At 66.4% G+C, this 24,606-nt stretch carries 29 protein-coding genes; all 29 read left to right on the top strand.

Annotated features, from left to right (window positions below; genetic code table 11):
* Positions 1–35: 35 nt before the first annotated feature.
* Positions 36–1,562 carry a baseplate J/gp47 family protein gene (locus ACLGIH_RS20070; RefSeq protein WP_416526629.1) on the top strand — a complete coding sequence of 509 codons (1,527 nt, stop codon included), beginning with the start codon at positions 36–38 and terminating at the stop codon, positions 1,560–1,562.
* An 11-nt stretch (positions 1,563–1,573) separates the two neighbouring features.
* Positions 1,574–2,356, top strand: a complete 783-nt coding sequence (locus ACLGIH_RS20065) for a hypothetical protein (RefSeq protein ID WP_416526628.1) — start codon at positions 1,574–1,576, stop codon at positions 2,354–2,356.
* A gap of 7 nt (positions 2,357–2,363) precedes the next feature.
* The gene (locus ACLGIH_RS20060) at positions 2,364–5,285 is read left to right on the top strand and encodes a hypothetical protein (protein WP_416526627.1); all 2,922 of its coding nucleotides are present in this window, start codon (positions 2,364–2,366) and stop codon (positions 5,283–5,285) included.
* The gene (locus ACLGIH_RS20055; protein ID WP_416526626.1) at positions 5,282–7,363 is read left to right on the top strand and encodes a hypothetical protein; all 2,082 of its coding nucleotides are present in this window, start codon (positions 5,282–5,284) and stop codon (positions 7,361–7,363) included. Before ACLGIH_RS20060 ends, ACLGIH_RS20055 begins: the two co-directional genes overlap by 4 nt.
* Before the next feature lie 13 nt (positions 7,364–7,376).
* On the top strand, positions 7,377–7,685 hold the full coding sequence (locus ACLGIH_RS20050) for a hypothetical protein (RefSeq protein ID WP_416526625.1): 309 nt from the start codon (positions 7,377–7,379) through the stop codon (positions 7,683–7,685).
* Positions 7,686–7,829: 144 nt separating this feature from the next.
* Positions 7,830–8,714: a hypothetical protein gene (locus ACLGIH_RS20045; protein WP_416526624.1), complete on the top strand. Its 885-nt coding sequence runs from the start codon at positions 7,830–7,832 to the stop codon at positions 8,712–8,714.
* A gap of 93 nt (positions 8,715–8,807) precedes the next feature.
* On the top strand, positions 8,808–9,218 hold the full coding sequence (locus tag ACLGIH_RS20040; protein ID WP_416526623.1) for a hypothetical protein: 411 nt from the start codon (positions 8,808–8,810) through the stop codon (positions 9,216–9,218).
* Positions 9,219–9,381: 163 nt separating this feature from the next.
* Positions 9,382–9,912 (top strand): hypothetical protein, encoded by a 531-nt coding sequence (locus ACLGIH_RS20035; RefSeq protein WP_416526622.1) that lies wholly within the window; start codon positions 9,382–9,384, stop codon positions 9,910–9,912.
* Positions 9,909–10,574 carry an ATP-binding protein gene (locus ACLGIH_RS20030; RefSeq protein ID WP_416526621.1) on the top strand — a complete coding sequence of 222 codons (666 nt, stop codon included), beginning with the start codon at positions 9,909–9,911 and terminating at the stop codon, positions 10,572–10,574. Before ACLGIH_RS20035 ends, ACLGIH_RS20030 begins: the two co-directional genes overlap by 4 nt.
* Entirely contained in the window at positions 10,571–11,032 is a 462-nt protein-coding gene (locus ACLGIH_RS20025; protein WP_416526620.1) for a hypothetical protein, read from the top strand. Before ACLGIH_RS20030 ends, ACLGIH_RS20025 begins: the two co-directional genes overlap by 4 nt.
* Positions 11,033–11,314, top strand: a complete 282-nt coding sequence (locus ACLGIH_RS20020; RefSeq protein WP_416526619.1) for a hypothetical protein — start codon at positions 11,033–11,035, stop codon at positions 11,312–11,314.
* On the top strand, positions 11,311–12,543 hold the full coding sequence (locus tag ACLGIH_RS20015; protein ID WP_416526618.1) for a DnaB-like helicase C-terminal domain-containing protein: 1,233 nt from the start codon (positions 11,311–11,313) through the stop codon (positions 12,541–12,543). The genes ACLGIH_RS20020 and ACLGIH_RS20015 overlap by 4 nt, the downstream gene beginning before the upstream one ends.
* The gene (locus tag ACLGIH_RS20010) at positions 12,527–13,495 is read left to right on the top strand and encodes a toprim domain-containing protein (RefSeq protein ID WP_416526617.1); all 969 of its coding nucleotides are present in this window, start codon (positions 12,527–12,529) and stop codon (positions 13,493–13,495) included. Before ACLGIH_RS20015 ends, ACLGIH_RS20010 begins: the two co-directional genes overlap by 17 nt.
* Positions 13,496–15,082: a DEAD/DEAH box helicase gene (locus tag ACLGIH_RS20005; RefSeq protein WP_416526616.1), complete on the top strand. Its 1,587-nt coding sequence runs from the start codon at positions 13,496–13,498 to the stop codon at positions 15,080–15,082.
* Between the two features lie 102 nt (positions 15,083–15,184).
* The gene (locus tag ACLGIH_RS20000; RefSeq protein WP_416526615.1) at positions 15,185–15,655 is read left to right on the top strand and encodes a hypothetical protein; all 471 of its coding nucleotides are present in this window, start codon (positions 15,185–15,187) and stop codon (positions 15,653–15,655) included.
* The gene (locus ACLGIH_RS19995; RefSeq protein ID WP_416526614.1) at positions 15,652–16,104 is read left to right on the top strand and encodes a hypothetical protein; all 453 of its coding nucleotides are present in this window, start codon (positions 15,652–15,654) and stop codon (positions 16,102–16,104) included. The genes ACLGIH_RS20000 and ACLGIH_RS19995 overlap by 4 nt, the downstream gene beginning before the upstream one ends.
* Positions 16,105–16,107: 3 nt before the next feature.
* Positions 16,108–16,836: a hypothetical protein gene (locus tag ACLGIH_RS19990; protein ID WP_416526613.1), complete on the top strand. Its 729-nt coding sequence runs from the start codon at positions 16,108–16,110 to the stop codon at positions 16,834–16,836.
* 95 nt (positions 16,837–16,931) lie between these two features.
* A complete protein-coding gene (locus ACLGIH_RS19985) occupies positions 16,932–18,815 on the top strand; it encodes a DNA polymerase (protein WP_416526612.1) in 1,884 nt (627 codons plus the stop codon).
* Positions 18,816–18,837: 22 nt separating this feature from the next.
* On the top strand, positions 18,838–19,200 hold the full coding sequence (locus ACLGIH_RS19980) for a hypothetical protein (RefSeq protein WP_416526611.1): 363 nt from the start codon (positions 18,838–18,840) through the stop codon (positions 19,198–19,200).
* A complete protein-coding gene (locus ACLGIH_RS19975; RefSeq protein ID WP_416526610.1) occupies positions 19,197–19,607 on the top strand; it encodes a hypothetical protein in 411 nt (136 codons plus the stop codon). Before ACLGIH_RS19980 ends, ACLGIH_RS19975 begins: the two co-directional genes overlap by 4 nt.
* Positions 19,604–19,783 (top strand): hypothetical protein, encoded by a 180-nt coding sequence (locus ACLGIH_RS19970; RefSeq protein WP_416526609.1) that lies wholly within the window; start codon positions 19,604–19,606, stop codon positions 19,781–19,783. The genes ACLGIH_RS19975 and ACLGIH_RS19970 overlap by 4 nt, the downstream gene beginning before the upstream one ends.
* A gap of 62 nt (positions 19,784–19,845) precedes the next feature.
* Positions 19,846–20,889 carry a RecA family protein gene (locus ACLGIH_RS19965; RefSeq protein ID WP_416526608.1) on the top strand — a complete coding sequence of 348 codons (1,044 nt, stop codon included), beginning with the start codon at positions 19,846–19,848 and terminating at the stop codon, positions 20,887–20,889.
* On the top strand, positions 20,889–21,203 hold the full coding sequence (locus ACLGIH_RS19960) for a hypothetical protein (RefSeq protein ID WP_416526607.1): 315 nt from the start codon (positions 20,889–20,891) through the stop codon (positions 21,201–21,203). Before ACLGIH_RS19965 ends, ACLGIH_RS19960 begins: the two co-directional genes overlap by 1 nt.
* Positions 21,203–21,562, top strand: coding sequence for a WhiB family transcriptional regulator (locus ACLGIH_RS19955; RefSeq protein ID WP_416526606.1), 360 nt, complete (start codon positions 21,203–21,205; stop codon positions 21,560–21,562). The genes ACLGIH_RS19960 and ACLGIH_RS19955 overlap by 1 nt, the downstream gene beginning before the upstream one ends.
* On the top strand, positions 21,544–22,455 hold the full coding sequence (locus ACLGIH_RS19950; protein WP_416526605.1) for a hypothetical protein: 912 nt from the start codon (positions 21,544–21,546) through the stop codon (positions 22,453–22,455). The genes ACLGIH_RS19955 and ACLGIH_RS19950 overlap by 19 nt, the downstream gene beginning before the upstream one ends.
* Positions 22,452–22,919, top strand: coding sequence for a hypothetical protein (locus ACLGIH_RS19945; protein WP_416526604.1), 468 nt, complete (start codon positions 22,452–22,454; stop codon positions 22,917–22,919). The genes ACLGIH_RS19950 and ACLGIH_RS19945 overlap by 4 nt, the downstream gene beginning before the upstream one ends.
* A gap of 1 nt (position 22,920) precedes the next feature.
* Positions 22,921–23,499 (top strand): crossover junction endodeoxyribonuclease RuvC, encoded by a 579-nt coding sequence (locus ACLGIH_RS19940; RefSeq protein WP_416526603.1) that lies wholly within the window; start codon positions 22,921–22,923, stop codon positions 23,497–23,499.
* A 63-nt stretch (positions 23,500–23,562) separates the two neighbouring features.
* Complete coding sequence (locus ACLGIH_RS19935) at positions 23,563–23,850, top strand: stage V sporulation protein S (protein WP_416526602.1); 288 nt, start codon at positions 23,563–23,565, stop codon at positions 23,848–23,850.
* Between the two features lie 115 nt (positions 23,851–23,965).
* Positions 23,966–24,334, top strand: a complete 369-nt coding sequence (locus tag ACLGIH_RS19930) for a hypothetical protein (protein ID WP_416526601.1) — start codon at positions 23,966–23,968, stop codon at positions 24,332–24,334.
* The last annotated feature ends 272 nt before the right edge of the window (positions 24,335–24,606 follow it).

Genomic DNA, 24,606 nt, shown 5'->3' with positions numbered 1-24,606 from the left:
TCGATCCCGCTGGCGGGGACCGAGAGGAAGTGTGAGTGGTGGCAGTCGAAAGCGGTGCGGTAGCGAGTATCGACTACACGTCGCGCGATTTCACTGGATACCGCGATTCTCTGCTGGCGTACGCTCAGCAGGTACTCCCTGAGTGGACCTCTCGGTCCCCGGCGGACTTCGGCGTCGTCATGGTGGAGCTTTTCGCCTACCTCGGCGACATCATCAGTTTCTACCAGGACCGCATTCAGGACGAAGCCTTTCTGGCGACCGCGACCCAGCGATCCAGCGTCGTGGCCATCGCGCAGCAGCTCGGCTACCGGCCCCACACTGCGATCCCCTCCACCGGCCAGGTGGCGTTCTCTCCCACTCCCGGACTGACGTCGCCCGTCGTCCTGCCGGCCGGCACGCAGGTCATCACCAACTACATCCCGGCCATCGACCGGCCGTTGACCTTCGAGACGACCAGTGACGTCATCGTGCCGGCCTACACCGAGCCCGCTCCCCAGGTCGTGGCCCTGGTTGCCGAGGGCGCCACTCAGGGCACTCGCTCCCTGGCCCTGTACGCGTCCACCGCCGGGCAGCCGGCCACGACCGTCCGTGTCGAGGACATCGGCAGCAGCGATGGCACCAAGAGCCAGACCTTCACGCTCGCGCAAAGTCCCGTGCTGCTCGACACCGTGCGGATCTTCGTGGACGACGGAGTAGGCGGCACGGAGTGGACCCGTGTCGATGATTTCCTGCTGGCGAGGGATTCCGACCTGATCTTCACGGCGGTCACCGACGACCAGGGCGTCACCAAGGTCACCTTCGGAGACGGCGTCACCGGCGCGATCCCCGCCACCGGGCTGACCATCGCCGCGGCGTACCGCACCGGCGGCGGCTCACACGGCAACATCCCGCAGGGCAGCATCGTCGATCTGGCCGAAGGGGTCCCCGGCGTAGTGGTCGCAGGTTCCTCCCCCATGGCCGGCGGTGCCGACGAGGAGACCACCGACCAGATCCGGCTCAATGCCCCCCGAGTGTTCCGCGCCCAGGGCAGGGCCGTCAGCGCCACCGACTACTCCGACCTGGCCCTGGCCGTCGCCGGCGTGGCCGACGCCCGCGCGGTGGTGCGTTCCGCATCAGCAGTGACGATCTTCATCATCGGCCCCAACAACATCCTCCCGAGCGAAGGCCAGCGAGACGCGGTGGCCCAGTACGTACAAGCCCGCTCCCTGTCTGGTGTCGTCGTCGCCGTCGTCAACGGGACGTTGGTGCCCGTGAACATCGGCAGCAGCACTCTTCCTGTGCTCGTCTCCGTGCAGCCGCGGTATCGACGCGACACGGTCAAGCTGGCCGTACAGCAGGCCATTCAGAAGGTCTTCACGCCACCCCAAACGACTTTCGGATCGCGCATCTCCATCTCGCACCTCTACCGCGCGATTCAGGACGTCCCGGGGGTGGAGTGGGCGGTCATTCAGATGATGGCGCGCTCCGACCTGACTCAGTCCGGGACGGCCGATGTCGTCTGCCGTGACAACGAAATTCCGATTGTCGGCAACATTGCGATCACCGCCAGCGGCGGAGTATAGGAGCCCGCGCCATGCCCGCTGTCTACCCCATGTCGATTCGGAGTTTCGCCCCGAAGACGGACCAAGTCGACGTCATCTGGGCTGCTCACGTCAATGATCTCCAGAACGAATTGGCGGCTGTCGAGAAGACTGTGGGCGTCAACCCACACGTCTGGTCGGGGTGGGTGCCCAGCGGCAACACATCCTGGCCGCCGAAGACCGGGACGATGACCCTCAAGACTCCGGCGCCGGTCGCCAACTTCGGTGCGTCCAAGAAGTTTCCCTCCGTCGCCGGTCGGCTCCAGGCGATGCAGCAGCAGATGACCTGGCTGACACTCATGACACAGCTCCTGGTCGGTCAGACCGGTACGAACAAGCCCACCAAGCCGATCGCCGCGGCAATCCGCGCACCGGGCATGAAAGTTCCGGCCGGCGAGGGAAGGTGGGCTCCGTTTAAGTGGGGCGCGGCCGACTACGACCCTCACCGGATGTACCAGGGCGGATCTAACATCTACTCACCGCAGACGGGTTTCTGGGATCTGTCTGTGAACGTGTGGGCGGACTCCACTGTGAGGCGGCCCAACGACTTGCATTTCGTCCACATCCGGGTGATGCGTGGCAACGAGGAAATCGCCGGTCAGGACAGTCTCATTGAGACTCAGACGTGGATTCGCCACCGCATCAACGTGTCCTGGCAGGGGCGTTGGAATAAGGGTGTGCCCATTCAGGTACAGGTAAGCCAGCACGGTGCGAGCGACAACACGGTAGACGCCAACTGCATGATCTCGATGTCGTTCGTGCGCGACCTGACGTGAGGTAGTAATGGGCGTCTACGAACTTGACATCTACGCCAAGACTCTTTACGGTGCACCGCTTTTCGTCTCCTTCGAGTCGGCCATGTCCGCCGAGCAGCGTGGGTACGGCGCGCTCGAAGTTTCTTGGGAGACGCCGATTCAGGCGAACTCCAGCCAAATCCTTACCGGCGTCAAGCAGTGGAGTCGCCTCCGCCTGGTGCGCAATTCCTACGGCGTGCCGGAGACGGAGGACGACGGCTGGGTCATCCTCGAAAATGCTGCTGGCGTCGGCAGCGGCAGCGGCGAGCCTACCAACCGGTTCCTAGACGACACCGTCGTCCCCGGGCAGGTCTATTACTACGCGGTGTTCGTGAGCGTCGCCCCCGACGCCTATGACGCCACCGCCACGTACTACCCGGGTGACCTCGTCACCTACAGCGGCCGGGTCTACTCCGCGACAGCGACCGCCAGCGGGCTCCAGCCCGACACGAACCCGGGGAGCTGGAGCCTGACTGGGATGACCGAGGCATGGACCCGGTGTGGTGGCTGCGTCGGCCTGGCCGTGAAGAACTTCCGGCACAGCGAGCTGCTGTACGACCACATCCCTCGCCCCTACAAGATCGACGTGGTGGAAAGCACCGCTTCGAGCATTCCCGTAAACGAGCAACTGGCCCGGTTTTGCAGCATCTTCGGGTACTACTTTGACGTCATCAAATGCGAGCATGATCAACTGTTGCGGCTCAACGACGTCATGCGGTGCACAGATCGCCAGCTCATGCTGCTGGCGAAGGAAATGGGCATCGATGACCGCATGCCCGCGCTACCCGAGCTGCGCCGCTCTTACGTCGCCAACGCTGCACTCATTCAACGCGACCGGGGAAGCACGGAGTCCACCCAGGCCCTCGTCAAGGCGGCCACGGGCTGGGACAGCGACGTCATCATTGGCTACAACGAAATGCACGACCTCGACGAGGCCGCATTCTCCAGCCCGACGTATCCGGCGTGGCAGCGCGACAGGATCTACTACACCACTGTCGGCTCCCAGCTCTACTCGGACATCGTCTCCTACAACGGCGGTCTGTACGCGGCCACCGGCACGCCCCGCCGCGAATCCGTCTACCTGTCCTCTACATCGTCCAACCCGGCCAAAACGGGGACCGGCACGGTCGTTAAAGACCCCGATCGGGTGGCCGACCCCTACCCCGGCTACGTCCGGCTCAGCGGCGCCTCGGCCGGCAGCACACTCACTTACACCTTCAGCGCGCCCGCGGCCGGCACCTACACCGTCCTTGTCGTGCTCATCGCCGACCCAGCCGGCGGCGTCGTCTACGGAAAGGTCAACGGCACCGACGCCGGCATGACACCCATCGACCTGTACAGCTCCTCGCGGCAGCAGGTACCGGTCGCTGTCGTCGGCACCTTCAACCTCACCGCGACGGGCAACACCCTCACCCTGACGACGACCGGCAAGAATGCCTTGTCCAAGGGCTACGACATCACGATCTCCTACCTGATCATCCAAGGCACCGGCGTCAACCTGAACATCCCGCCGACCGGCCACGCCCAGTCCGCCACCTACTGGCAGGCCGTTGCACCGAACACGCTGAAGGACGTCCAGACCGAATGGAACCCGCTGACCGGCGGCTACGGTAGCTGGAACCTCAAGATCCCCGGCGGAGACGTCAACCCGGACGTCACCGCCACCACCAATCCCGACTGGTGGATCTCACCCCAGGGTGCCTCTGTCGGCACCAACAGCCCCGGCACCGGGAACTCCCTGAACTACACCGCCTTGGGAACGGCGGGCACGCGGGAGGTCTTCCTGGCCGGCCTCGTGCGTGCCAACACCTGGAGCGCGGCGGAGACGTACTACCCCGGTCAGGCCGTGACCTGGAACCCGCTCGGCTGGGCCACCCCTCCGGTGTACGTCGCCAGGACTCAGAGCGTTGGCCGGCAGCCCGACCTCAACCCCGACAAGTGGGAGTTCCGCGCCTACCGCGCCAACACTTCCCCGGAACCCAGCCGCGTCCTCACCGACGCGATCCACACGCCGCGAGTCGTGTCCTGGTCACCCACGCGCTCGTATCAGAAAGGCGACCGCATTTCCTGGCGCGGCCACCTCTACGAGGCCGCCCGCGCCTCCTTCGGCGTCTACCCGACCGGCTACACCACCGACAACCTCTGGTGGCGCTGGTGTGGCCTGAACGTCCAGCGGTACACCTACTCGCTCTACCACAACCGCACTTCGACAGCGTCCGGGGCAGACGTCCGGCTCTTCGTCAACTGGTACAACGCCAGCGGCGGTTACGGCGGCCTGGGCTTCGTCATGTCCGACGCCCAGCTCCAGTTTGACCGGTTCGAGACGAGCCCCAGTTACCCGGCCTACACGAGCGGCCCTCCCACGGGATGGACCGTACCTGCGGCCGGAAATCATGGCGTCCCCATCCCCTGGGTGACGGTACGCGGCTCCTGGGGAAACAGCCGCGGTGTCGTGCGGCCCACCGGATGGAACTCCGCCTCTGACCTGGAGCGCCGAGCCGGCCGCGTCCTCTTCTACCAGCGGGACTGGGTCTACCCCACCGCCCCCACGGGCCAGCAGGGCGAGCAGGCCCACGTGACCTTCATGTCCGCCCCGGACAGCAGCCAGGCCACCATGGAACACGGCCTGGTCTTCCGGTACAACGCCTCCGCCTACTGGCTGGCCTCCCGCGACCGGCTCACCTACACCACCGTAACCGTCTCCGGCGGCACCGTCACCGCCGTCAACGTCGCCGTGGTGGCCACCTGGGCGCCCATCGCCTACGGCGAGCGCATGCGCGTACGCAACCGGGCCGGAGACATCCTCGTCGAGGCCCGCGCCTGGTCGGGCTGGCGCACCCTCGCCAACGTCTCCGACACCCGCAACAACACGGCCTTGGGCTACGGCCTGCTCGAAAGGGTGCGCACATGACCGTCCCCGCCCCCCTCACGCTGAACGGCACCACGCCGAGCACAGGCATCTTTGCCCCCGCCCTCCGGCTCATCACCCAGGTCTCCATGAACGCCGGCCGCAGCGTCGGCAACGGCACACTCGCCCTGACCTACTCGAACGTCCCCGGCGCCTTCACGGACTTCGCAGTGGTGCCCTACGGCCCGTCCGTATACGCCGATCCGGCTTTCAGCTACCCGACCTCTGCAACCCTCCGCATCGGCGGCACCGACCCGACAAACACGTGGCGGCGCCTGTCCCTGACCGTGGAGGCCCGCAACTCCGTCTACAGCCCGGGGCCCGTCGGTGCCATCTACGGCATCTACGACTACGCCCGTCTCGGCATCACCTCGTCCGCCATGGCCGTCGGCGAAACACAGCAGATCTCCTACGTCCAGTTCGAAAAGACCCCGCCTGGTGTCGATGCCGACACCAGCCAGTTCGGCAGCAACCTCTTCGATCTGGAGCAGTCCTCCTACGAGGGCCGGCTCATGTACACGCCGGTCGGTGGCGGCGGGGAAACCGCGCACATGACGTACGACCGCACCCGCGAGTACACCTCCTGCGGCGAGTATTCCGGCAAGTTCGTCTACCAGAGCCCGCCGCCCACAAACAGCTACGAGGCCGTCGCGCAGTTCGGCTCCTACCCGAACCTGCGGGCCAAGCGCGCCACCTACGCGGACGTCAAGTACCGGACCTTTCTGCCCGGCGAGGGCCTGCCCGACAACCCGGACGGCTCGGGCGCCACCGGCGGCAACCCCATCCCAGCCCCCGCCTCACTGACCCTGGAGCCACTGCAAGCCGCACTCGTGCGGGTCGAGCCCGGCGTCACCTACCAGGCGCAGATCTCCGTCGCCTGCCAGACGGCCGGCATGCAGTTCCGGTGCGCCATCCTGCGCTACGACGCCAACTTCAACCTGATCGGCAGCTTCGCGGCCGGGGACCCCGTCACCGCAGGCGGCGGCTACAAGTGGCAGCAGGCATCCGCCACGCACACCATGGACGCGAACGCCGCCTGGGCCGCCGTCGTACCCCGGGTCACTTCCGGCGGTGCCGCCCGGGTGCAGTTCTTCGTGGACGAGCACCGCCTGTGGGTGCCCTCCACCATCGCCACCCGCAGCGCCGGCGCATCCCCCGCGCGGCCGTGGCAGCCGCCCCGACAGCTCATCATCAAACTCCGGGCCACGCGTGTGAACCTGGCCAAGAACCCCTCCTTCCAGAACTCGCTCTGGGGCTGGAGCCAGGAGAAGGACGCTGGTGTAACGGCCGCGCTGACGCTGGCCAACGGGGGAGGCGTCGTCGGCAATGCGGCGCACTACAGCATCGCCACCGTGCCCACGGCCACGCTGATCAACGGCACGTCGCCGCGCACCGGCGTGATCTCTCAGACCTCCCAGCCAGCCCTCGTCGACCGGCTCAAGCCGGACACTGTCTACACGGCCTCCATCTACGTGCTGCCGATGGCCGGCGAAGTCCCAATCACCCTGTGGGCCAACAACGGCATCAACATCATCCGTGGCACGAGCACGCCGATTTTCGACCCAACGGGAAACACCACCTGGACCCGACTGTGGGTGACGTTCAAGACCTCCAGCACCTACGGCGGCTCCCTGCGGCTCTACCTCGGATACGCGGCCGACGACGTGGCGAGCGTCTACGCCGCCGTCCAGCCGGGGACCAACGACGCGGTGTGGTCGCTCCGGGACGACATGCCGGACGTCGAGCCGACCTGGTCCCAGACCCTGCCGTACACCGCGGGCGCCGTCGTGCAGTGGGACGGCTTCCTGTGGCAGTCGCTGGTGAAGAACGGGCCCTACGCGAATATTGGCCCGCTGACTTTCCGCTATGACCACCTCTTGGTCGAGGAGGCCGACAGGCTCGCCCCCTACTTCGACGGGAACGAGCCCTCCGCCGACTACATGTGGGAGGGGACGCCCGGGGACTCCCGCTCGCATTATTACCGCGGAAAAAGGGTCAGTCAGTACCGTCTCGATCAGCTCATTCGACGGCAGATCGGCGTGGGCGCGTCCTATCGGCTTGTGTACGCCAGCGCCCCGTGACCCGGGAATCGCCATGCTCTACCTGATAGTTCTCGCACTCGCTACGTTCTTCGTCTGGGAGTGCTTGGTCCGGCCGCTCATCAGCGCGGCGTGCTCGGCTCTGCCGGTGCCCGACATGCTCGCCGCCTACGTGAAAGCTATCGCCGCGCTGGGAGTCGCAGGAGCACTGGACCGCTGGGTCGACAGGCATTTTCTCGTCGTAATTTCCGCCGCCTCGATCGCCGGCACTCTCCATCTTCTGAGCCGTTCGAGTGAGCCACCTCAAATTGCCACCGTGACGCGCGGCAGGTCCAGACGGGGGATGCCAATGCCTGGTCCGTGAGGTCAGAGGGCTGTCTCACCCTTGCGGCGCACATTCCGCCAGACGAGTGGTCCTTAAACAAAGTGCCCTGTCGCATCTATTTCCGAAGGGTCAGCAGAGGCACTATCACTGACGCCCCACCCGATGAACTCATGTGAGGAAAATATGGCTTTGCGGACCGTCACGCTGGGGGTTCTGGGGGACGCCGAGGTCGCCGAGAACCTCGTGGTTGACACGCTCAACGCGCACTTCTCCCTCGGACCCGAGGACGCCGAGGGCTACTTCGGCCCCTCGGACCGCTACGAACTGCACGCGCTCATCCCGGCCAGTGAGCGGCTCACGTCCCAGGGCGTGCACGCGTTCTGGGAGTGGGCGGTCAGGTGCGAACTGCCCTACAAGGTGCTCTTCGACGAGACGGGCAACGACCGCACCGACGACATCCTCGGAAACGTGGTCGACCCCGAGGACGACATCTTCATCAACTGTGTCGACCCGGACGCCGGCATGGTGGAGCGCCTGGTCAAGGCCGAGAACCCGATGCTGCTGGTCCTCTCCGACGATGGCGCGTTCGACCAGACAACGGCCGATGCCGCCGCCGCAGCGCTGCGCGAGGGCATCCCCGTCCATGACCTGGCTCGCATGCTGCTGGAAATCACCTGGCAGCACCTGCCCGACCACACGCCGCCGGAGGAGCCGGTCCTGGAGGTCGAAGCCGACGGGCAGATGGCACTCAGCGTCGTCTCCGACGCCCCGGACGTCACACTCACCGCGGCGGAGGCCGCCGTCGTGGGGCAGGCCCTCGCCGACGCGGAGGGATTCATCGACACCATTTTCGGCGCGATGGTCAGCTCGGCGGCCGACCTCCGGCAGGGCCTGGTGCGCGGCCGGTCGCTGCTCGCACCCAAGCCGGAAGCACCGGCAGACACCGAGGCCGGCGAGACGCGGAAGAAGACCCGGCTGGAGATCTTCGACGAGCAGTCGGGACAGTGGCGGCCGGCCGGTCGTGGACGGCCCCCGAAGAACGCGCAGACCCGCCGCGTCCCCGCCTGAAACAGCAGGACCCCCGGCGGACATTGACCGGATTCCGCCGGGGGCCGTCGCTCTGGCTGCCACGCCATTCAACTAACTCCACGGGGAGTTTACATGAGCCTCGAAATTCCCGTAGATGCAATTCTCGCGAGGGTTCCTGAGAGGGCCAAGGCCGCCTACACCAACCTCGTCACGCACGCCGAAAGCCGGTACGACGAGAACACAGGTTGGTCGTGCGCCTACCTGACCCAGCAGGACTTGGCGGACGAAATGAAGGTCTGCCTCCGAACCGCGACTCGGGCAGTAAGCGACCTTCGTGCCATCGGACTTGTCCGCGTGCTCGCCTGGCCGGGCGCCAAGACAGAAACGCAGATTCGCGTCGGCGACGTGCCAGTGGCGAGCGTCTTCGGCCCCGTTCGGATGGCACAGGAACACATGCCGCACCACCAGCTCGTCGACTGCGCCATCAGCCTCCTCGTGAAGGAAAACCGTCGACTGGAGGAGGAGCTGACGCGGAGCGAGTAACTCCGGTGACACAGCAACTGACTCATCGAGCGCGCACATACAAGCAGAAGCTCTAGCCCAAGCCATTGCTTGGTGAATAGAAACCTTCGGTTTCTATTTACTGCCCGCGAACATCCGTTCGCGTGCAGTTTCTGGCCCGCCACACCGCCAGGAGAGACACACCATGGCTCGACACCGCATTGACCCCGACGCCGAATTCGACGCTACGGCCTGCGCCCGGAAGCTCCTCCAGGGCACCCCAGAACCCTCCTCAGCCCCGCAGACCGCCTGGACCCCGCCCGAGCCCGCCCCGCGCCGCACCAGGCGCTCTCAGGGCCGCACACACGGCCCGGACTCCATCCGCGGCCTGGTCGACTACTTCACCCGCGCCTGCCCGCCCCTGAGCTGGGCGGGAACCCTCGAAATCGGCAACCGGCAGGCGCTCATGGCCATCTTCAGCGAGCTGCGGAACGACGTCGGCCTCAGCCCCGACGACTGCCGCGCCATGGTCGACCTCTACGTCACCCGCCTCGCCGGCAGGGCCCCCACCAAGCCCTACGTCTGGGACTTCAAGTGGCGGCGCTACGAGCTGCTGCGCGCCCTGCGAGGCACCGGCGTGACCGTCACGGACGCCGAATACGAGAGCTGGAACACCACCGCCACCACCGACCGCAGCGAGGACGAGTCCTTCGCCGCCTCCTGGGAGAACCCGTGATCACCACCCGCATGGACCCCGAGCGTGCCCGCTGGGTCGGTACCGGAATTCCTCCGCGGCTCCGCGGCCTCACCCTCAACGACGTGGCGGAGATGGGCACCAGCCAGGAGCGCACCCTGAAGAACTGCCGCTCCTACGTCGAGCAGTTCCGCGGCCAACAGGACAAGAACTGGCGGGGCCTGCCGACGAACCCCAACATCTTCGGCCGCGGACTGCTCTTCGCCGGCCCGCCCGGCACCGGCAAAACGACCATGGCCGCCGCGGTGCTATGCGAGCTGCGCCGGCGGTGGGGCGTCTCCGTCTACCACGCCCGCTTCCCCGCCCACGTCGAGCGCAAGATCAAAGTGCTCAAGGCGGGCGCGGACACCGACCCCGAGGAGCTGTCGCGCTGGCAGTACGCCATCGAACGCACCGAGTGGGCGGATGTAGTCCTGCTGGACGACGTCGGTCAGGAGCACTCCACCAGCTCCCAGTACGCCGAGGACGTACTGAACGAGCTGCTGCGGCAGCGATTCGACACGGGCCGGCCGACGCTCATCACCACCAACCTGCCCGGCGATGCCTGGGCGCAGCGCTATTCCAAGCCCCTGCGGAGCTTCGTCGACCAGTGCACCCGACGGGAGATCTTCCTGGGTGACTCGCTGCGGAGGGCCGACGCGTGATCGGATACGCCGACCTCGAAGACGACGAGCCGATCACCACGGAGGTCTTCGTCGTCTGGGAGCACCTCATCGGCCTCCCCGGGCCCCGCTTCACGGAGAATCGTTTCCGCAGGCGTGTGCGCTGGAGCCGACTCAGTCGGTGCGCGCTGGACCTCTTCGAGGAGACCAACGGCAAGGCCGTCGCCGAGCTGTGGCGCCTGTGGCAGCGCGACGTGAGCGTGGCCCTGGTCACGTTCCTCCCCCAGGAACTGGCCGGCGACCTCGCCGTCCGGGTCGACGCCGAGTCCATCCCCCACGGCCGGCTGGTCGTCACCACGCCCAACGAGATGGCTCGCCTGGTCACCCTCCTCGGCAACGCGCACATCTTCCACAGCCTGCCCGAGCACACCCTGCGGTACGGACCGCGCGGCATCTACGTGCACCCCCACAACCCCGAGCTGATGGGTCAGGTGGTCTGAGTGCACGACTACCGACCCGAGGAAGGCGAAGACCGCCGACGAGAAGTCGTCCAGCTCATCCCCGACACCACGGGGAAAATCGCACACCTGCGGTCAGAATTCGGCTTGTCGGGCTACGACGAGCTACCGCTGACCGGCTGGGCCGTCGTCGCAACCTTCGTCGCCGGCGAGCTGCCGCACATCACCGTCGAACCGGTAGTTGACGACGACTGCATGGGCCCTGTCCCGCTCGGCGACCTTGAAGAGGAAGCCGGCCCGCTGACGCTGCTGGAAGTCCTGTGAGCAGCATCGAAGAGGAAGTGATCAGCTACATTGCGCTGACCGGGGACCTGGAGACAGTCACCACCGCGCGCATCACCGCTGATCACTTCCTCGACCCGACCACGCGCAAGATCTTCACCGAGATCCTCGCCTTCAAGGCCGACTTCGGCGAGCCGCCCACCCCCGAGGTAATCCAGCGGGATCACCCGAACTTCACCTTCCGCGAGGAAGGCTCCGGCCCGATCGACTACCTCATCCGGGAGCTGCACGAGGCTCGCCGCCGGGTCATCATCGACCTGGGCCTGGACGCGGTCGCGGAGGCCCTCGATAAGAACGGCAGCGAGGCTGCACTGCCGCTCCTGCGGATCATGCTCGCGCAGGCCGCCACGGCGACCGCGTCCTCCCGGGAGATCGACTACGCGTCGACCGGCGCCGAACGCCTGGAGACGTACCGGCAGGCGCGGGACAACCCGAACGAGCTGTTGGGCATCCCGACGGGCTTTCGCTTCCTCGACAAGCTGACGCTCGGCATTCAGCCGCAGCAGATGATCGTGCTCACCGGCCTCGCCAAGTCGTGCAAGACCACCGTGATGCTCGGGATGACCCGCTCCGCCTACGACCACGGGGCCCGGCCGCTGCTGATCAGCTTCGAGATGCCATACATCGAGATCGCCCGTCGGCTCGACGGCTTCCTGGCCAAGGTCAACCCGCGCAAGCTCCAGACCGGCGAGCTGTCCGCGCGGGAGTGGCGGGCATTGGAGGAGGCCCTGTCCGGCCAGCTCGGAGAGCAGCCGTACATCGTGACCGAGGACCGCGCCGGCGCGATGACGCTGACCGGAATCCAGTCGAAGATCGACCAGCTCTCACCGAACGTCGTGTTCATCGACGGTGCCTACTTCCTTCTCGACGAGGTGTCCCGGGAGACGCAGACCCCCATCGCCTTGACGAACATCTCCCGAGGACTCAAGAAGATCGCGCTGAACAACGACATCCCGGTGGTCATCACCACCCAGTCGCTGTCGCACAAGGTCGGCGCCAAAGGGCTCACCGCATCGTCGCTCGGGTACACCTCGGCCTGGGTGCAAGACGCGGACCTGGTCGTCGGTATGGAGGCGACCGACGAAGAGTTCTTCTACCGCATGAAGGTGCTCGCTGCCCGGAACGCGCCCCCGCAGGAAAACCTCCTCTCCATCTCCTGGGACCCGCCGGCATTCGAGGAGGAGGAGGTCGAAGATGACCTCCCCTACTGACGCCTGGACCCAGCTCTCCGCGTTCTCCAACCCGGTGCCGGCCGACGTAGCCGGCGCGATGCGTCACCTGGACATCGAGGTTCTGCGGGAGGTGAGCGGAGAAGACTCAACGGAGTTTCTCGCTCGCTGCCCCGCCCACCTTGCTCTGACCGGGAAGGCGGACCGCCGGCCGTCGTTCTCCGTCAACTCCCACTCGGGGCTTTTTCACTGTTTCTCGTGCGGGTACGCCGGAGCGTTCATCGACCTGGTCGAAGACCGGCTGGGGTACTCCCGTGTGGAAGCGTTCCAGTGGATCGCACGACACGGCGTATACCGCACACGGGACGACGAGGAGCAGCCCGAGCGCAAACCACCAGAGGAACGAGTCACTGAAGCGTCGCTGGCTCTTTTCGAGCCTCCTCCTGCTGATGCGCTTGAATCGCGAGGACTGACCGCCGAAGCGTGCAGGGCGTTTGGTGTGCTGTGGCATCCCGGGAACCGGCACTGGATTCTTCCAATCCGCGACCCCGTCACAGGTGAACTGTGGGGGTGGCAGGAGAAGGGCAAGAGGTACTTCCGAAACTACCCGTCGGGAATTCCCAAGTCGCGGACCCTTTTCGGTGACCTCTCCTGGAAAGGGCCCACAGCGCTCCTGCTCGAATCACCGCTCGACGCCGTCCGCGCACACTCACTGGGAATAGCGGGCGCCTTCGCGGCCTACGGCGCCCACGTGTCCGAGGCCCAGATGCGCCTCATCAAAGAGCGCTGCTCGACTCTCGTGCTCGGCCTCGACAACGACACCGCCGGAATTGCCTCACGCGACCGGCTGTACGCGCGCTGGCGACCGCGAGGGCTGGCGATCAAGTTCCTGAACTACCGCGGGAACTCCGCGAAAGACCTGGGCGACATGGACGACGAAGCGGCCAAGTCCGCATACGCCGGCGCCCACTATCCGTGGCGCAGGAGGCGCTAGATGTTCACCGGCACGTTGCACCCCTACCAGCACGACGGCGTACAACGCATCCTCTCCGACCGCCGCCTGCTGGTCGCGTACTCCATGGGCACCGGCAAGACGGTCATGACCATCGCCGCCATCGAAGAGCTGCTGGGCGCCGGCGAGATCCGCTGCTGCGTCATCCTCGTCCCGTCCTCGCTCAAATGGCAGTGGGCCCAGGCCCTGGCCCAGTTCACGGACGCCCCCAGGCGCACCGTCCAAGTCCGCGGCGTGAAGCTCACCGTTCCCACCGAGGACGTGTGCGTGGTCGTCAACGGCACGCCGGCCAAGCGCCGCAAGCAATGGGAGGCAGCCCAGCACGCGGACTACGTCATCGCCTCCTACGGCTCCGTGCTGCACGACTGGAAGTACCTGTGCGCGGTGTGGGCCGATGCCCTTGTCCTCGACGAGGCCACCGCGATCAAGAATTTCGCTGCCCAGACGACCAAGCGCGTGAAGAAGCTCAAGCCGCCGATCCGCGTGGCCCTGACCGGAACTCCTGTCGAGAACCGGCCCGAGGAAGTCTTCTCCATCATGGAATGGGTCAACGAAAAGGTTCTGGGGCGTTGGGACCACTTCGACAAGAGCTTCATCAACAGGAATTGGTTCGGCGGCGTGCTGTCGTACAAAAACCTGGATCTGCTTCACAGAAACCTGTCCAAGGCAATGATCCGGAAGTCGCGCCTGGACCCGGAGGTCGCGAAGTACCTGCCGTCCGTAACGGAGACGACGCACCTCGTGCAGCTCGACAAGACGACCAAGGCCATCTACAAGGCCATCCTGCTCGACCTCCAGGCCGCCATGGACGAGCTGGCTGAGGCCGGCGAGGACTTCGATGTCGCCGCCTATTACGCCGGTGTCCGCCCCGACACCGGCTTCGGCGCGCAGGGCAAGGTCATGGCCCGCATGCAGGCCGCCCGGCTGCTGCTGGACCACCCCCAGCTCCTGATGGACTCCGCCGTCGCCTTCCACGAGAGCAAGACGGACGGCTCCGAGTACGCAGCCCAGTTCGCAGCCTCCCGCATCGACCTGCCCGACCTGCACCACTCCCCGAAGCTCAACGCTCTGGAAGAGCTGGTCGCCACGATGACCGGCGAGGGGGCGAAAGTCGCGGTCTTCACCGACTACCGCCGGCTCCTGCCTCGCCTCGCCTCCCGCCTGGAGAAGTACTCCGAGGTGGTCTCCTTCCACGGCCAGCTCACCTCGGACCAGAAGGCCAGCGCCCTGAGCCGGTTCAAGAACGACCCGGAATGTGGCGTCTTCCTCAGCACGAACGCCGGCGGCTACGGCTTGGACTTGCCGGAAGTCCAGTACCTGATCAACTACGACCTTCCGTACTCCAACGGCCTACTGGCCCAGCGCAACACCCGGCACGTGCGCGCCAGTTCGCAGTTCGACCGCGTCCACATCGTCAACTTGGTCGTCGAGGACTCCATCGAAGAGCGCGTCCAGGCCACCCTCCGGCTGCGTCAGACCCTCTCTCAGGCCGTGGTCGACGGCCGCGGCGCCGGCTCCCTCGACGTGGACGTGGAAAGCCTCTCGGACCACATCGGAAATACCCTCTGAGGGCACCCGTCTGGCCTATAGGCGGTCATTTTTTCATTTCGTAGGGTCAACTGCACGGAGCTTCGGAGTAGCTCCTTCGCACCACCCCTACGGGAGCACTGCGTGCCTGAAGAAAACAATCCCACGGCCGCCCCGGAAACCCAGCGCATCCCCTTTGACCCGGTCATTCCACTGTTCAGGGAATGGGCGGTCCTCAAGGCCCAGGTAACCGACCAGACGTCCCGACTCAACAAGCTCCGGGACAAGGTGGCCGCCGCGGTCGAACAGCGCGGGTACACCGACCACAAGGGATCGCAGTACCTGGATCTGCCATTCCCCATTCCGGCCGGCGACAACGAGTACATCCGGATCAAGCGCGAGCGGCGAGTCTCCATCAGCGCCGACGAGGAAGTCGCCGAGCGCATTCTCAAGGACAAGGGCGAGGCGCTGTACCGCCGGGCCTTTCCCCCGGTTCCGACCCTGGACGCGGACGAACTGTACGTCCTGCTCCAGGAAGGACACCTCACCGAAGAGGAAATGGACCGGATCTTCGTCCAGAAGGAGACGTACGCCTTCCGGGGACTGACGTCATGATTCACCCGCCGCGAAAGCCGCTCGACGTCTACCCCGGGACCGCCCGCCCCATCGGAGTCCCCCACCCGGTCGTCAATCCGGGCCTGGGCGACGCGATCCGCTGGGACGAAGACCCGGTCTATAAGAAAATCCAGGGCTACTACCGCGAGTTCTTCGCCATCAGCCACCTGGCGAACGCGCTCTGCCGTTCAACCAAGACCCTCTACAAGTGGGAAAGCCTCGGCCTGTTCCCCGGCGCTACCTGGATCTACAACAGCGAATCGAAGAACGGCCGGCGCCGCCTGTACACCCGCAGGCAGATCGAAGGCGTGGTCGCCATCGCCTACGAAGAGGGCGTGCTGTCCGGCACCAAGCGGTTTCTCTCCCACACACAATTCCCGGCCCGCTGCACGGAGCTATTCCGGCAGACGCGCGCCGTCCTCCCCGAGCCCATTCACGACTGGAGCTGAGTCATGCCCGAGACCCGTACCTACGGCCGCCGCCGGACCCTGCCCAACAAGGCCGAGGAACCCACCACCCCTTCCCGCACGCCCGCCCGCCGGGAAGCGGTCGCCGGCCGCGTCGTGAAGACCGGCTCCGGCCCGACCAGCCAGCCGGGCTGGGACGACGTCGACAAGGTCGCCTCCGCCGCCGGCGGTGGTGACCTCTACCTCAAGGTGACCGAGAACCGCATGGTCATCAAGATCCTGTCTGCCGGACCCTTCGACGTGTTCGCGAGCCACTGGATCGACGAGATCGAGGACGGCTCCAAGTCTGTGCGCTGCTGGGGCTCGCCGGCCTGCCCGCTCTGCGCCATCGGCGACAAGGCGAAGCGCTTCAGCGCCTGCTTCGACGTCGTGTCCCTGGAGGACCCGGAGTACCCGGTCCTGAAGGTGTGGGACGTCGGGATCAAGATCGCGAGGCAGCTCAAGGAGATCGCGACCGACGAGAAGAGGGGCCCCCTCAACAGGAGCGACCTCTACTTCACCATCCGCAAGGAACAGAAGAAGCGGAGTGTCGAGTACACCCTGGAGCGGGTCAAGGAACGCGACCTGGACGAGGAGTACGGCGTCGCGCCGCTGGACGAGGAGGCCCTGCGCCAGTTCCAGGCCGAGTGCCACGAGTACGGCGAGAAGGTCAAGGAGCCGCTCGACGAGGAGGCCATGGAGGAGATCGTCCACATGCTGATGGACGACGCCTGACGGCCCCTTCCCCCCTCAAGCTGCCCGCGCCGGTGTGCTCCCCTCGCTCTCCGCCGGCGCGGGCTCTTCCGTCTCCTCACCGGCCCGGGGTTCCAGTGCAGCTCATCACCGACACCCGTCAGCTCGAAGACGCCGTCGACTACTTCCGCACCGAAGACGGTTTCGCCTTCGACGTCGAAACCACCGGCGAATACCGCGGTGTCCCCGCCGTCAACGAAGTCGTATGGCTTTCGATGGCCACCAACGGCCGCACGGTCGTCATCCCCATGGGCCACCCCAACGGCAACACGCTGCTGCGGAAGGCGACCCGCCGGAAGAACAAACGCACCGGCGAGTGGGAGCAGATCCCCGCGCAGTGGGAGGAGCCCCCGCCCCAGCTCCGGCCCTCCGTCGTCTTCGACGCCTTGGAGGAGCTGCTTTTCAGCGAGCGGATGAAAGTCGCCCACAACGCGCCCTTCGACCTCTTGTCGGTGGCGAAGTACTACCGCGGCAAGTACCCGCCTCCGCCGTACGGGGACACCATCGTCGGCGCGTGGATGCTCAACGAAAACCGCCCCATCGGTCTGAAGCCGCTCGACAAGGAACGCTGGAACCTCGTCTACGACACCGAAGACGTCGGTAAGTGCGTCGAGAAGCACGGCTTTCGCACCGTCGCCGACTACGCCTACATGGACGCCGCTTCGACCTGGCTCCAGTGGCTGGACATCCGGCCCCGCATCACTGACGAGGGCCTGGAGGACATGTGGGCCCTGGAGATGGACGTCTTGGCGTGCGTCCTGCACATGGGCTCCGGAGGCGTTCCCATCGACATCGCCGCCCTGGAGCGGCTCCGTGCATCACTGCGCGAGCGCATGACCGAGTGCGAGGCCGGCGTGTACCGCGCCGCCGGCAGGGTCTTCAATCTCGGCAGCGCCCCCCAGAAGGCACAGATCCTCTACGAGGAGCAGGGCCTGCGCCCCCGAAAGCGCACGCCCAAGGGGGCCCCGTCCACCGATGCCGAGGCCCTGGAGCCGTACAAGGGCCGCAACGCGGTGGTCGACGCGATCCTGGCGTACCAGGACGTATCAAAGCTGCTGTCCACGTACGTGGAGGGCTACCTGGGCAACCCGGACGAGGACAAGCCGACCCAGATCTTCGACGGCCGGATCTTCCCCATCCTCAAGCAGTACGGCACCGTGACCGGCCGCTTCAGTTCCTCCAAGCCCAACGTCCAGAACTGGCCCAGGCCGGACACGGAGTGGGGCAAGGCGATCCGGGACCTGGTCGACCCGATCCCCGGGTTCGTCCTGCTCGTCGCGGACTACGCCCAGATCGAGCAGCGCATCCTCGCCCACTTCGCCGGCAAGGGGGCGCTCTGGCAAGGATTCTGGGACGGCGTGGACGCCCACACGGCCACCGCCGCCGCGGTGTTCGGCGTCGCTCCCGAGGACGTCACCAAGCAGATGAGGCAGATCGCCAAGGCCATTGCCTTCGCGATCAATTACGGCGCCGGCCCGCAGAAGGTGGCGGACATGTCCCACACCACGCTGCGCCGTGCGAAACAGATCCTGGCCGAGCACGAGAAGCAGTTCCCCGAGGTCTACGCCTACAAGCGGAAGCTGCTGCGCACCGTGCGGGGCCGTCGGCCGGTGCCGTACCTGCGCACCCTTCTCGGCCGGAAGCGCCGGCTTCCCGATCTGCTGTCCCACGACCACGGGCGCCGCGCCAAGGCGGAGCGCCAGGTCGTCAACTCCCATATCCAGGGCTCGAACGCGGATATGACGAAGCTGGCCCTGACGAGGCTGCACAAGAACCTGTTGCCCGACATGCAGATCCTGCTCACCGTGCACGACGAAATCGCCGCCATGTGCCCGGTCGACACCGCGGAGGAAGGCGCGAAGATCCTGCACGACGCAATGGCCGGCCCCGACATGCAGCTCCTTTCCGTCCCCGTTACCACTGACGTGAAAATCTGCAAGCGCTGGAGTGAAGCGAAATAATCATTCGATCTACTCTGGCTCTATGCCCACCCAGCTTGAAGCACCGGCCATCCTCCGCGGAATGCTGCGCGACGTCGTCGCGTGCAGCGACTATCACACGGTGTGCGAAATGCTCGGCATGGTGCCTGCGGGCCCAGACGTAGACGAAATCGAGCACTACAAGTCACACATGCGGATCGAAGCATTCAATCAGGTGGCCGACGAGGTCTTCCCGCACGCGGACATCGCGGCCGACATGCTCTACAGGCTGGTCCGCCTGAACCGCGACGACGAGGACGACGAAGACGATTCGGAGCACGCCATGTTCACGGTCGTCAGCCGCACAGCAGTCGCCATCGTCATCGGCCATCTCCTTGAAAACGGCACCCTGGGAGTAAAGAGATGACTTCCGACTTCTGGCTCAGGAAGCTCCAGGAATCGAATGGCACCCCGGCGCCGGCCGTGCCGCAGGCCGGCCTCACGCCGCAGGGCAGTCCCTGGTGGGCACACCCGACCTACGCCCCCGCGCCGGCGCCCCAGCAGCCCATGCAGCAGCCGCCAGCACAGGCCGCGTACCGCACCGACAAGGCCCAGTCCGCCAAGCACACCGAACTGTGCCCCTCCTGCGGCAGCGACCAGTACTGGCGCCCGACGCCGAAGACACAGGCCATGTGCAACGCGTGCCACTACCCGGTGCAGAACTCGACACAAGGGGTGGCTGTCGCCAACAACTCCAGCGCTCCCAGCCGTGCTTCCCTCTTCCAGGCCAAGGGCGCCGGCTACCAGCCGACCGTGATCGTGGGGCGCCTGTGATCCGCTTCGCCATCGCGCTCCTGCTCATCGCGGCCGGCGCCGTCCTCGTGTACATCGGCATGGCGCCCGCCGCCGACAGCTCGGCCCCGCCGGCACCGCGGCCGTCCCCGGCCGGCGCACCGGCCTGGACCCACGTCTGTCTCGGCACCGACGACGAACCGCCTGGCTGTCCGTAAATAGAAAATTAGTCACCCGTTTGGCGCTGTGCGGTAATTTTTGACTTCCATACGGTCGTCGTATGCCGCTCAGCAATGAGGCCCGCGCCGTCATGGCGCAGATCAATAAGAAACACGGCCCCGGCTCAGTCATTGTCGCCTCGACAATGCCCGCGGTTTCACGCTTCACGACCGGTTCCCTCTCCCTCGACGTCATGCTGGGAGGGGGATGGCCAGCCAATCAGTGGAACGAGATCCTGGGAGCCGAGTCCTCGGGAAAGACAACGATCGTCCACAAGACGATTGCGGCGAATCAGCAACGCGACCCGGAATTCCAGACGTTCTGGGTGGCCGCGGAGCACTACGACATCGAATGGGCGTCGACTCTCGGCGTGGACGTGGACCGCGTCGCGGTGTACTCCACCAACGCGATGGAGGACGCCTACACCGCCATGTTGAACGCGGCCCAGTCCCGCGCCTTCGACGCGGTGGTCCTCGACTCCTATCCCGCGCTCGTCGCCGACGACGAGGCCGAGCGGGACATGGACCAGGCCACCATCTCGGCCGGCGCCCGCGTCACCGGCAAGTTCTTCCGGAAGGCCGGCTCCGCCACCCGCCGCAGCCTGGTGGACGTGGAGCGCCCCCTGCTGGCGCTGATCATCAACCAGTGGAGAGACCAGATCGGCGGCTGGTCGCCAGCCGGCGTGACCCCGAAGACGTCTCCCGGCGGCAAGGCCAAGAACTACGCCTACTACACGCGGCTGGAAGCCAGCCGCACCGAGTGGATCGACGAGAAGCGGCCCGGCGGCAGCGTCCGCGTCGGACAGGTCATCAAGCTCAAGACGATCAAGTCCAAGAGCGCGGCCCCACAGCAGGTGGCCAGCATCCGCTTCTACTTCGCCGACTCCGCCACCGGCATCCGTAAAGGCGACTACGACACGGCCGCCGAGATGCTCACCATGGGCGTCCTGCACGGCCTGATCAAGCTCGAAGGCTCCTGGTACAAGTATGCCAACCACCAGTGGCAGGGCGAGAAGAGGATGCGCGCCGCCTTCCTGGAAGACCTCGACCTCCAGGAGCAGCTCACCGCGGACGTCATGGCCCTCGTACAGCCCGGTGCTGCCTGATGGACCGCCGCATCAAAGCCTCCCGGACCCAGGAGAAACGTCTCGCCCAGAGGATCGGCGGGACCACGGTCGCAGGTTCCGGCGCCGGGTGGGCGGTGAAGAACGACGTCCGCAACGACCGGTGGTCCATCGAGTGCAAGACGACCGCCAGCAGCCGCTTCAGCGTGACGCACGCCGCCTTGGTCAACGCCGAGAAGAACGCCCTCCTCGACATGCGGCAGATGGCCTTCGTCTTTGAGATGCACGGCCGGAACTGGGTCGTCATCTCCGAGGAGAACTTCCTGCGGTTCCTGGAACTGGAGGCGGATAGCTGATGGGAATCCGCGCCGTCATCAACGCCCCGGACTGGTCCCCCAAGCATCACCGCGGCGAAGCGAAATGCCGTGCCCTCACCCCTACCCGCGGCCGGGACGTGTTCTTCTCCGACGAGACCCAGGCGCTCGACGTCTGCAACGGCACCTATGACGGCGTGGTCTGCCCCCGCCGGGCCGAATGCCTACACGTCGCCATGGTCAACCGGGAGAACTACGGCATTTGGGGCGGCATGCGCCCTGAAGACCGCCTGGCCCTGCGTATGCGCTACCCGGCGATGCCGGAGCGCTGGATATGGCATCCGCCCACCGCTGAAAACACCCCCGAACAGCAGGAGAAGCAGTGGCCACACGCGTCGTAAAGGGCGGACCGCAGCTCACCGAGTACCTCAACGCCACCAAGAGCGCAGAACCGCTGTTCGGCGCCGTCCAGAAGCACGTCCTCGACAAGGCCGCCAAGCCCAGCGACCGCGCCCAGGACGTCTTCCACCCCAGCGAGATGGTCAAGTCCGACTGGTGCCACCTCGCGGCCTACCACCGGCTGCGCCTGGCGGTCGAGCCCGCCGACAAGCGCAAGACGACCTTCACCCGCGAGAACATCTTCGAGGAAGGGCACCGCACCCACAGCAAGTGGCAGCGCTGGCTCACCGAGATGGGCCGCCTGGCCGGCGACTGGAAGTGCCTGTACTGCGGCGCCCGCTTCTGGAACGACACCACGCCGGCCGAGTGCCACGAATGCTCCGCCCCGCCCTCCTGCCTGGAGTACGCCGAAGTCCCCCTCAACGCCCACCCCCTGCGCATCGGCGGCAAGGCGGACGGCTACAGCCCCGAGGACGCCTCCCTCATCGAGATCAAGACCCTCGGGCTGGGCTCGCTGCGGTTCGAGCGGCCCGAGTTCCTGGACCGGTACACCGTCGACACCGAGTACGGCCGGCTGCCCGACATGACCCGGCTGTGGCGCGATTTCCGCCGGCCGCTGCCCACCGCCGTGCGCCAGGTGCAGCTCTACATGTACCTCGCCAACCACTTCGAGGATCTGCCCACCGAGAAGACCGTCTTCTTCTACGACTTCAAGCCCACGCAGGAGACGAAGTCCTTCACGGTCACCTACGACGAGTCCTTTTCCGAGCCGCTGATCGAAGCAGCCGCCGCCATCGTCGATTGTCTCCGGGCTGACACCCCTCCCTTCTGCAACATCAACGGGCGCTCCGGCTGCCCCGCGTGCCTGGAATTCAAGGAGGACACCGACCAATGAGCGCCGCCGACGACCTCTGGGAACGCCTCGAAAAGCAGGGCTTCGAGCGGGAGGAGAAGCCCGACGGCTACCTCCCCCAGCTCCCTGCGGACATCACCGCCCTCGACGACCGGCAGCTCATGGCGCTGTACGGCCAGTACGTCTCCTGGACTGCGTACGCCGCCATGCGCCTGGTCGAGGCCCGCACCAACGTACGCGCCGCCAAGCAGAACCTCGATTACTCGACGGCCCGCGCCGCGCTCGCCGCGTCCGCGGAGAGGACCGTGGCAGGCCGCAAGGCCGCGGCCGGTGCCGACCCCCAGGTCCAGGAGGACGAGAAGCGCTACCTCGATGCCCAGGCCCTGGCCGAGGGCCTGGAGATGGTCCACGACAACGCGGCGGCCCGCGCGCAGTTCTGCTCCCGCGACCTCTCCCGCCGGCAGAACAGCCAGGCCGACTCGCGCTACCAGCGCTGGGGGGTCTGACATGCCCCGTATCTCCATCGGCATCGACCAGTCGTATTCCGGCTGCGCAGTCGTCAGCTACAACGCCACCGATGACACCGCGAGCGAGCGTGTCTTCGACTTCAGCCCGAAGACGGCCGGCACCGGCATCAACCGGCTGCACTTCGTGTACTACACGCTGCGCGACCACTTCGCTGGCGTCGCCCTGCTCGGGCAGGTGACCCATATCTGCTACGAGGGCTACGCCTACGGCTCCAAGTACCGGCGAGAGGAGCTGGGGGAGCTGGGCGGCATGATGAAGCTCGCTCTCGTCGCCGCCTTTCCCGGGCACATCGAGCGCCGCGTGCATGCCGTGGCGCCCGCGTCGGTGAAGAAGTTCGTCACCGGCAGCGGACAGGCCAACAAGGACAAGATCATGATGGCCGTCTACATGCGCTGGAAGCACGAGGCGTCCAACAACGACGCCGCCGACGCCTACACCCTGGCGCGCATCGCCGAGGCGCTGGCGAACCCCGAGCCGCCGGAGCTGAAGTTCCAGCAGGAAGTACTCGACACCATCCGCAACCCCCCGAAGCGGACCCGCACGAAAGACGCCGCATAACAGACGGTAATTCCCTCGACCTACGCTCCCTGCATCAGCACAAATGCAGGGAGCGTATTTGTCGTGCAGACTCAGGACACGCCGGTGCAGGAGAAGGAGTTCCGCGTCAAGTCCGTGACTCCGCCTCCGGAACTCGGCTCAGCCATCGCCCACGCCATCAAGTCCGGCAATCAGGTCGTTCTCAAGGCCGTCGGCGCCGGCGCCATCAACCAGGCCGTGAAGGCAATCCCCATCGCGCAGAGCTTCGTCAGCTCCTTCGGAACGCGACTCCTGGAAGAGATCACCTTTTTCCGCAGCAAGACACCGGAAGGTGAGATCCTCGGCATCGCCATCCGCGTTATGGGCACATGAAATACCGGCTGAAAATCCGGAGACCTAAACTCCACTCATCAGGCCGCCCAGCACTGACTCACACATCGCTCACGTTCTGACTCCCTGGGCCACGCACGCCGCGCGGAGGAAGAGCATGTCCCACTGGACGCCCATGAACAAGGGCAAGACGAGCACCCGCGGCCCGCTGTCCACGGGCCAGTTCCCCACCATGGGTGACGAGCTGCACCAGGCGCGCTGGATTCGCCCCGAAGCCGGCCAGACCGTCAGCCGTCAGGCCCTGTCCAAGAGCGGCGACGGCGCCTACGGCCGCAACACCCACCGCCCCCACCGCACTACTTCAGCCAGCGAGACGTTCGGCCCGGCCGGCGTGGTCCAGGTCAAGCGCTCCCTGCACGGCGCCGGCTGCTCCTGCTGCGCCTCGACCGGCCGGTACCGCATGCCCTCCGCGTTCGGGAGCCAGGAGCAGTTCCGGGCCGGCCAGGCGACCGGGAAGCGGGGCTGACCCATGTGGCCCCTCCTCGCCGGCGTCGCCGCCCGCGCGGGGCTCTCCACGGCCGCCCGGGGCACAGCCACCAGCGCAACCCGCTCGGCTGTGACCTCCGCTGCGTCGAGCGGCTCCATCACCGCCGGCACCGCATCCGCCCACTCCGGCAGCCGGCTGCTGTCCGCCGCGCAGTTCGCCAACTCCGGAGTCCACGCAGCCTCGCGCGACAAGCCCAGCCAGTCCGCTGCACCTCCGCCCGCGCCGGCCGACCACACCGGGTGGCTTCGCTC

Source organism: Streptomyces hamibioticus (genome assembly GCF_047946815.1).
Classification (GTDB): domain Bacteria; phylum Actinomycetota; class Actinomycetes; order Streptomycetales; family Streptomycetaceae; genus Streptomyces.
The sequence above is the reverse complement of the archived record's forward strand: the minus strand, read 5'-3'. Positions and strand labels throughout refer to the sequence as shown.

What these genes read in the sequence shown, in the direction of transcription:
- ACLGIH_RS20060 (WP_416526627.1), top strand. Translation starts at nt 2,364, where the DNA reads ATGGGCGTCTACGAACTTGACATCTACGCCAAGACTCTTTACGGTGCA.
- ACLGIH_RS19995 (WP_416526614.1), top strand. Translation starts at nt 15,652, where the DNA reads ATGATTCACCCGCCGCGAAAGCCGCTCGACGTCTACCCCGGGACCGCC.
- ACLGIH_RS19955 (WP_416526606.1), top strand. Translation starts at nt 21,203, where the DNA reads ATGGGAATCCGCGCCGTCATCAACGCCCCGGACTGGTCCCCCAAGCAT.
- ACLGIH_RS19945 (WP_416526604.1), top strand. Translation starts at nt 22,452, where the DNA reads ATGAGCGCCGCCGACGACCTCTGGGAACGCCTCGAAAAGCAGGGCTTC.
- ACLGIH_RS19940 (WP_416526603.1), top strand. Translation starts at nt 22,921, where the DNA reads ATGCCCCGTATCTCCATCGGCATCGACCAGTCGTATTCCGGCTGCGCA.
- ACLGIH_RS19975 (WP_416526610.1), top strand. Translation starts at nt 19,197, where the DNA reads ATGACTTCCGACTTCTGGCTCAGGAAGCTCCAGGAATCGAATGGCACC.
- ACLGIH_RS19960 (WP_416526607.1), top strand. Translation starts at nt 20,889, where the DNA reads ATGGACCGCCGCATCAAAGCCTCCCGGACCCAGGAGAAACGTCTCGCC.
- ACLGIH_RS20035 (WP_416526622.1), top strand. Translation starts at nt 9,382, where the DNA reads ATGGCTCGACACCGCATTGACCCCGACGCCGAATTCGACGCTACGGCC.
- ACLGIH_RS20065 (WP_416526628.1), top strand. Translation starts at nt 1,574, where the DNA reads ATGCCCGCTGTCTACCCCATGTCGATTCGGAGTTTCGCCCCGAAGACG.
- ACLGIH_RS20010 (WP_416526617.1), top strand. Translation starts at nt 12,527, where the DNA reads ATGACCTCCCCTACTGACGCCTGGACCCAGCTCTCCGCGTTCTCCAAC.
- ACLGIH_RS19980 (WP_416526611.1), top strand. Translation starts at nt 18,838, where the DNA reads ATGCCCACCCAGCTTGAAGCACCGGCCATCCTCCGCGGAATGCTGCGC.
- ACLGIH_RS20005 (WP_416526616.1), top strand. Translation starts at nt 13,496, where the DNA reads ATGTTCACCGGCACGTTGCACCCCTACCAGCACGACGGCGTACAACGC.
- ACLGIH_RS20045 (WP_416526624.1), top strand. Translation starts at nt 7,830, where the DNA reads ATGGCTTTGCGGACCGTCACGCTGGGGGTTCTGGGGGACGCCGAGGTC.
- ACLGIH_RS20040 (WP_416526623.1), top strand. Translation starts at nt 8,808, where the DNA reads ATGAGCCTCGAAATTCCCGTAGATGCAATTCTCGCGAGGGTTCCTGAG.
- ACLGIH_RS20055 (WP_416526626.1), top strand. Translation starts at nt 5,282, where the DNA reads ATGACCGTCCCCGCCCCCCTCACGCTGAACGGCACCACGCCGAGCACA.
- ACLGIH_RS20050 (WP_416526625.1), top strand. Translation starts at nt 7,377, where the DNA reads ATGCTCTACCTGATAGTTCTCGCACTCGCTACGTTCTTCGTCTGGGAG.
- ACLGIH_RS19990 (WP_416526613.1), top strand. Translation starts at nt 16,108, where the DNA reads ATGCCCGAGACCCGTACCTACGGCCGCCGCCGGACCCTGCCCAACAAG.
- ACLGIH_RS19965 (WP_416526608.1), top strand. Translation starts at nt 19,846, where the DNA reads ATGCCGCTCAGCAATGAGGCCCGCGCCGTCATGGCGCAGATCAATAAG.
- ACLGIH_RS19930 (WP_416526601.1), top strand. Translation starts at nt 23,966, where the DNA reads ATGTCCCACTGGACGCCCATGAACAAGGGCAAGACGAGCACCCGCGGC.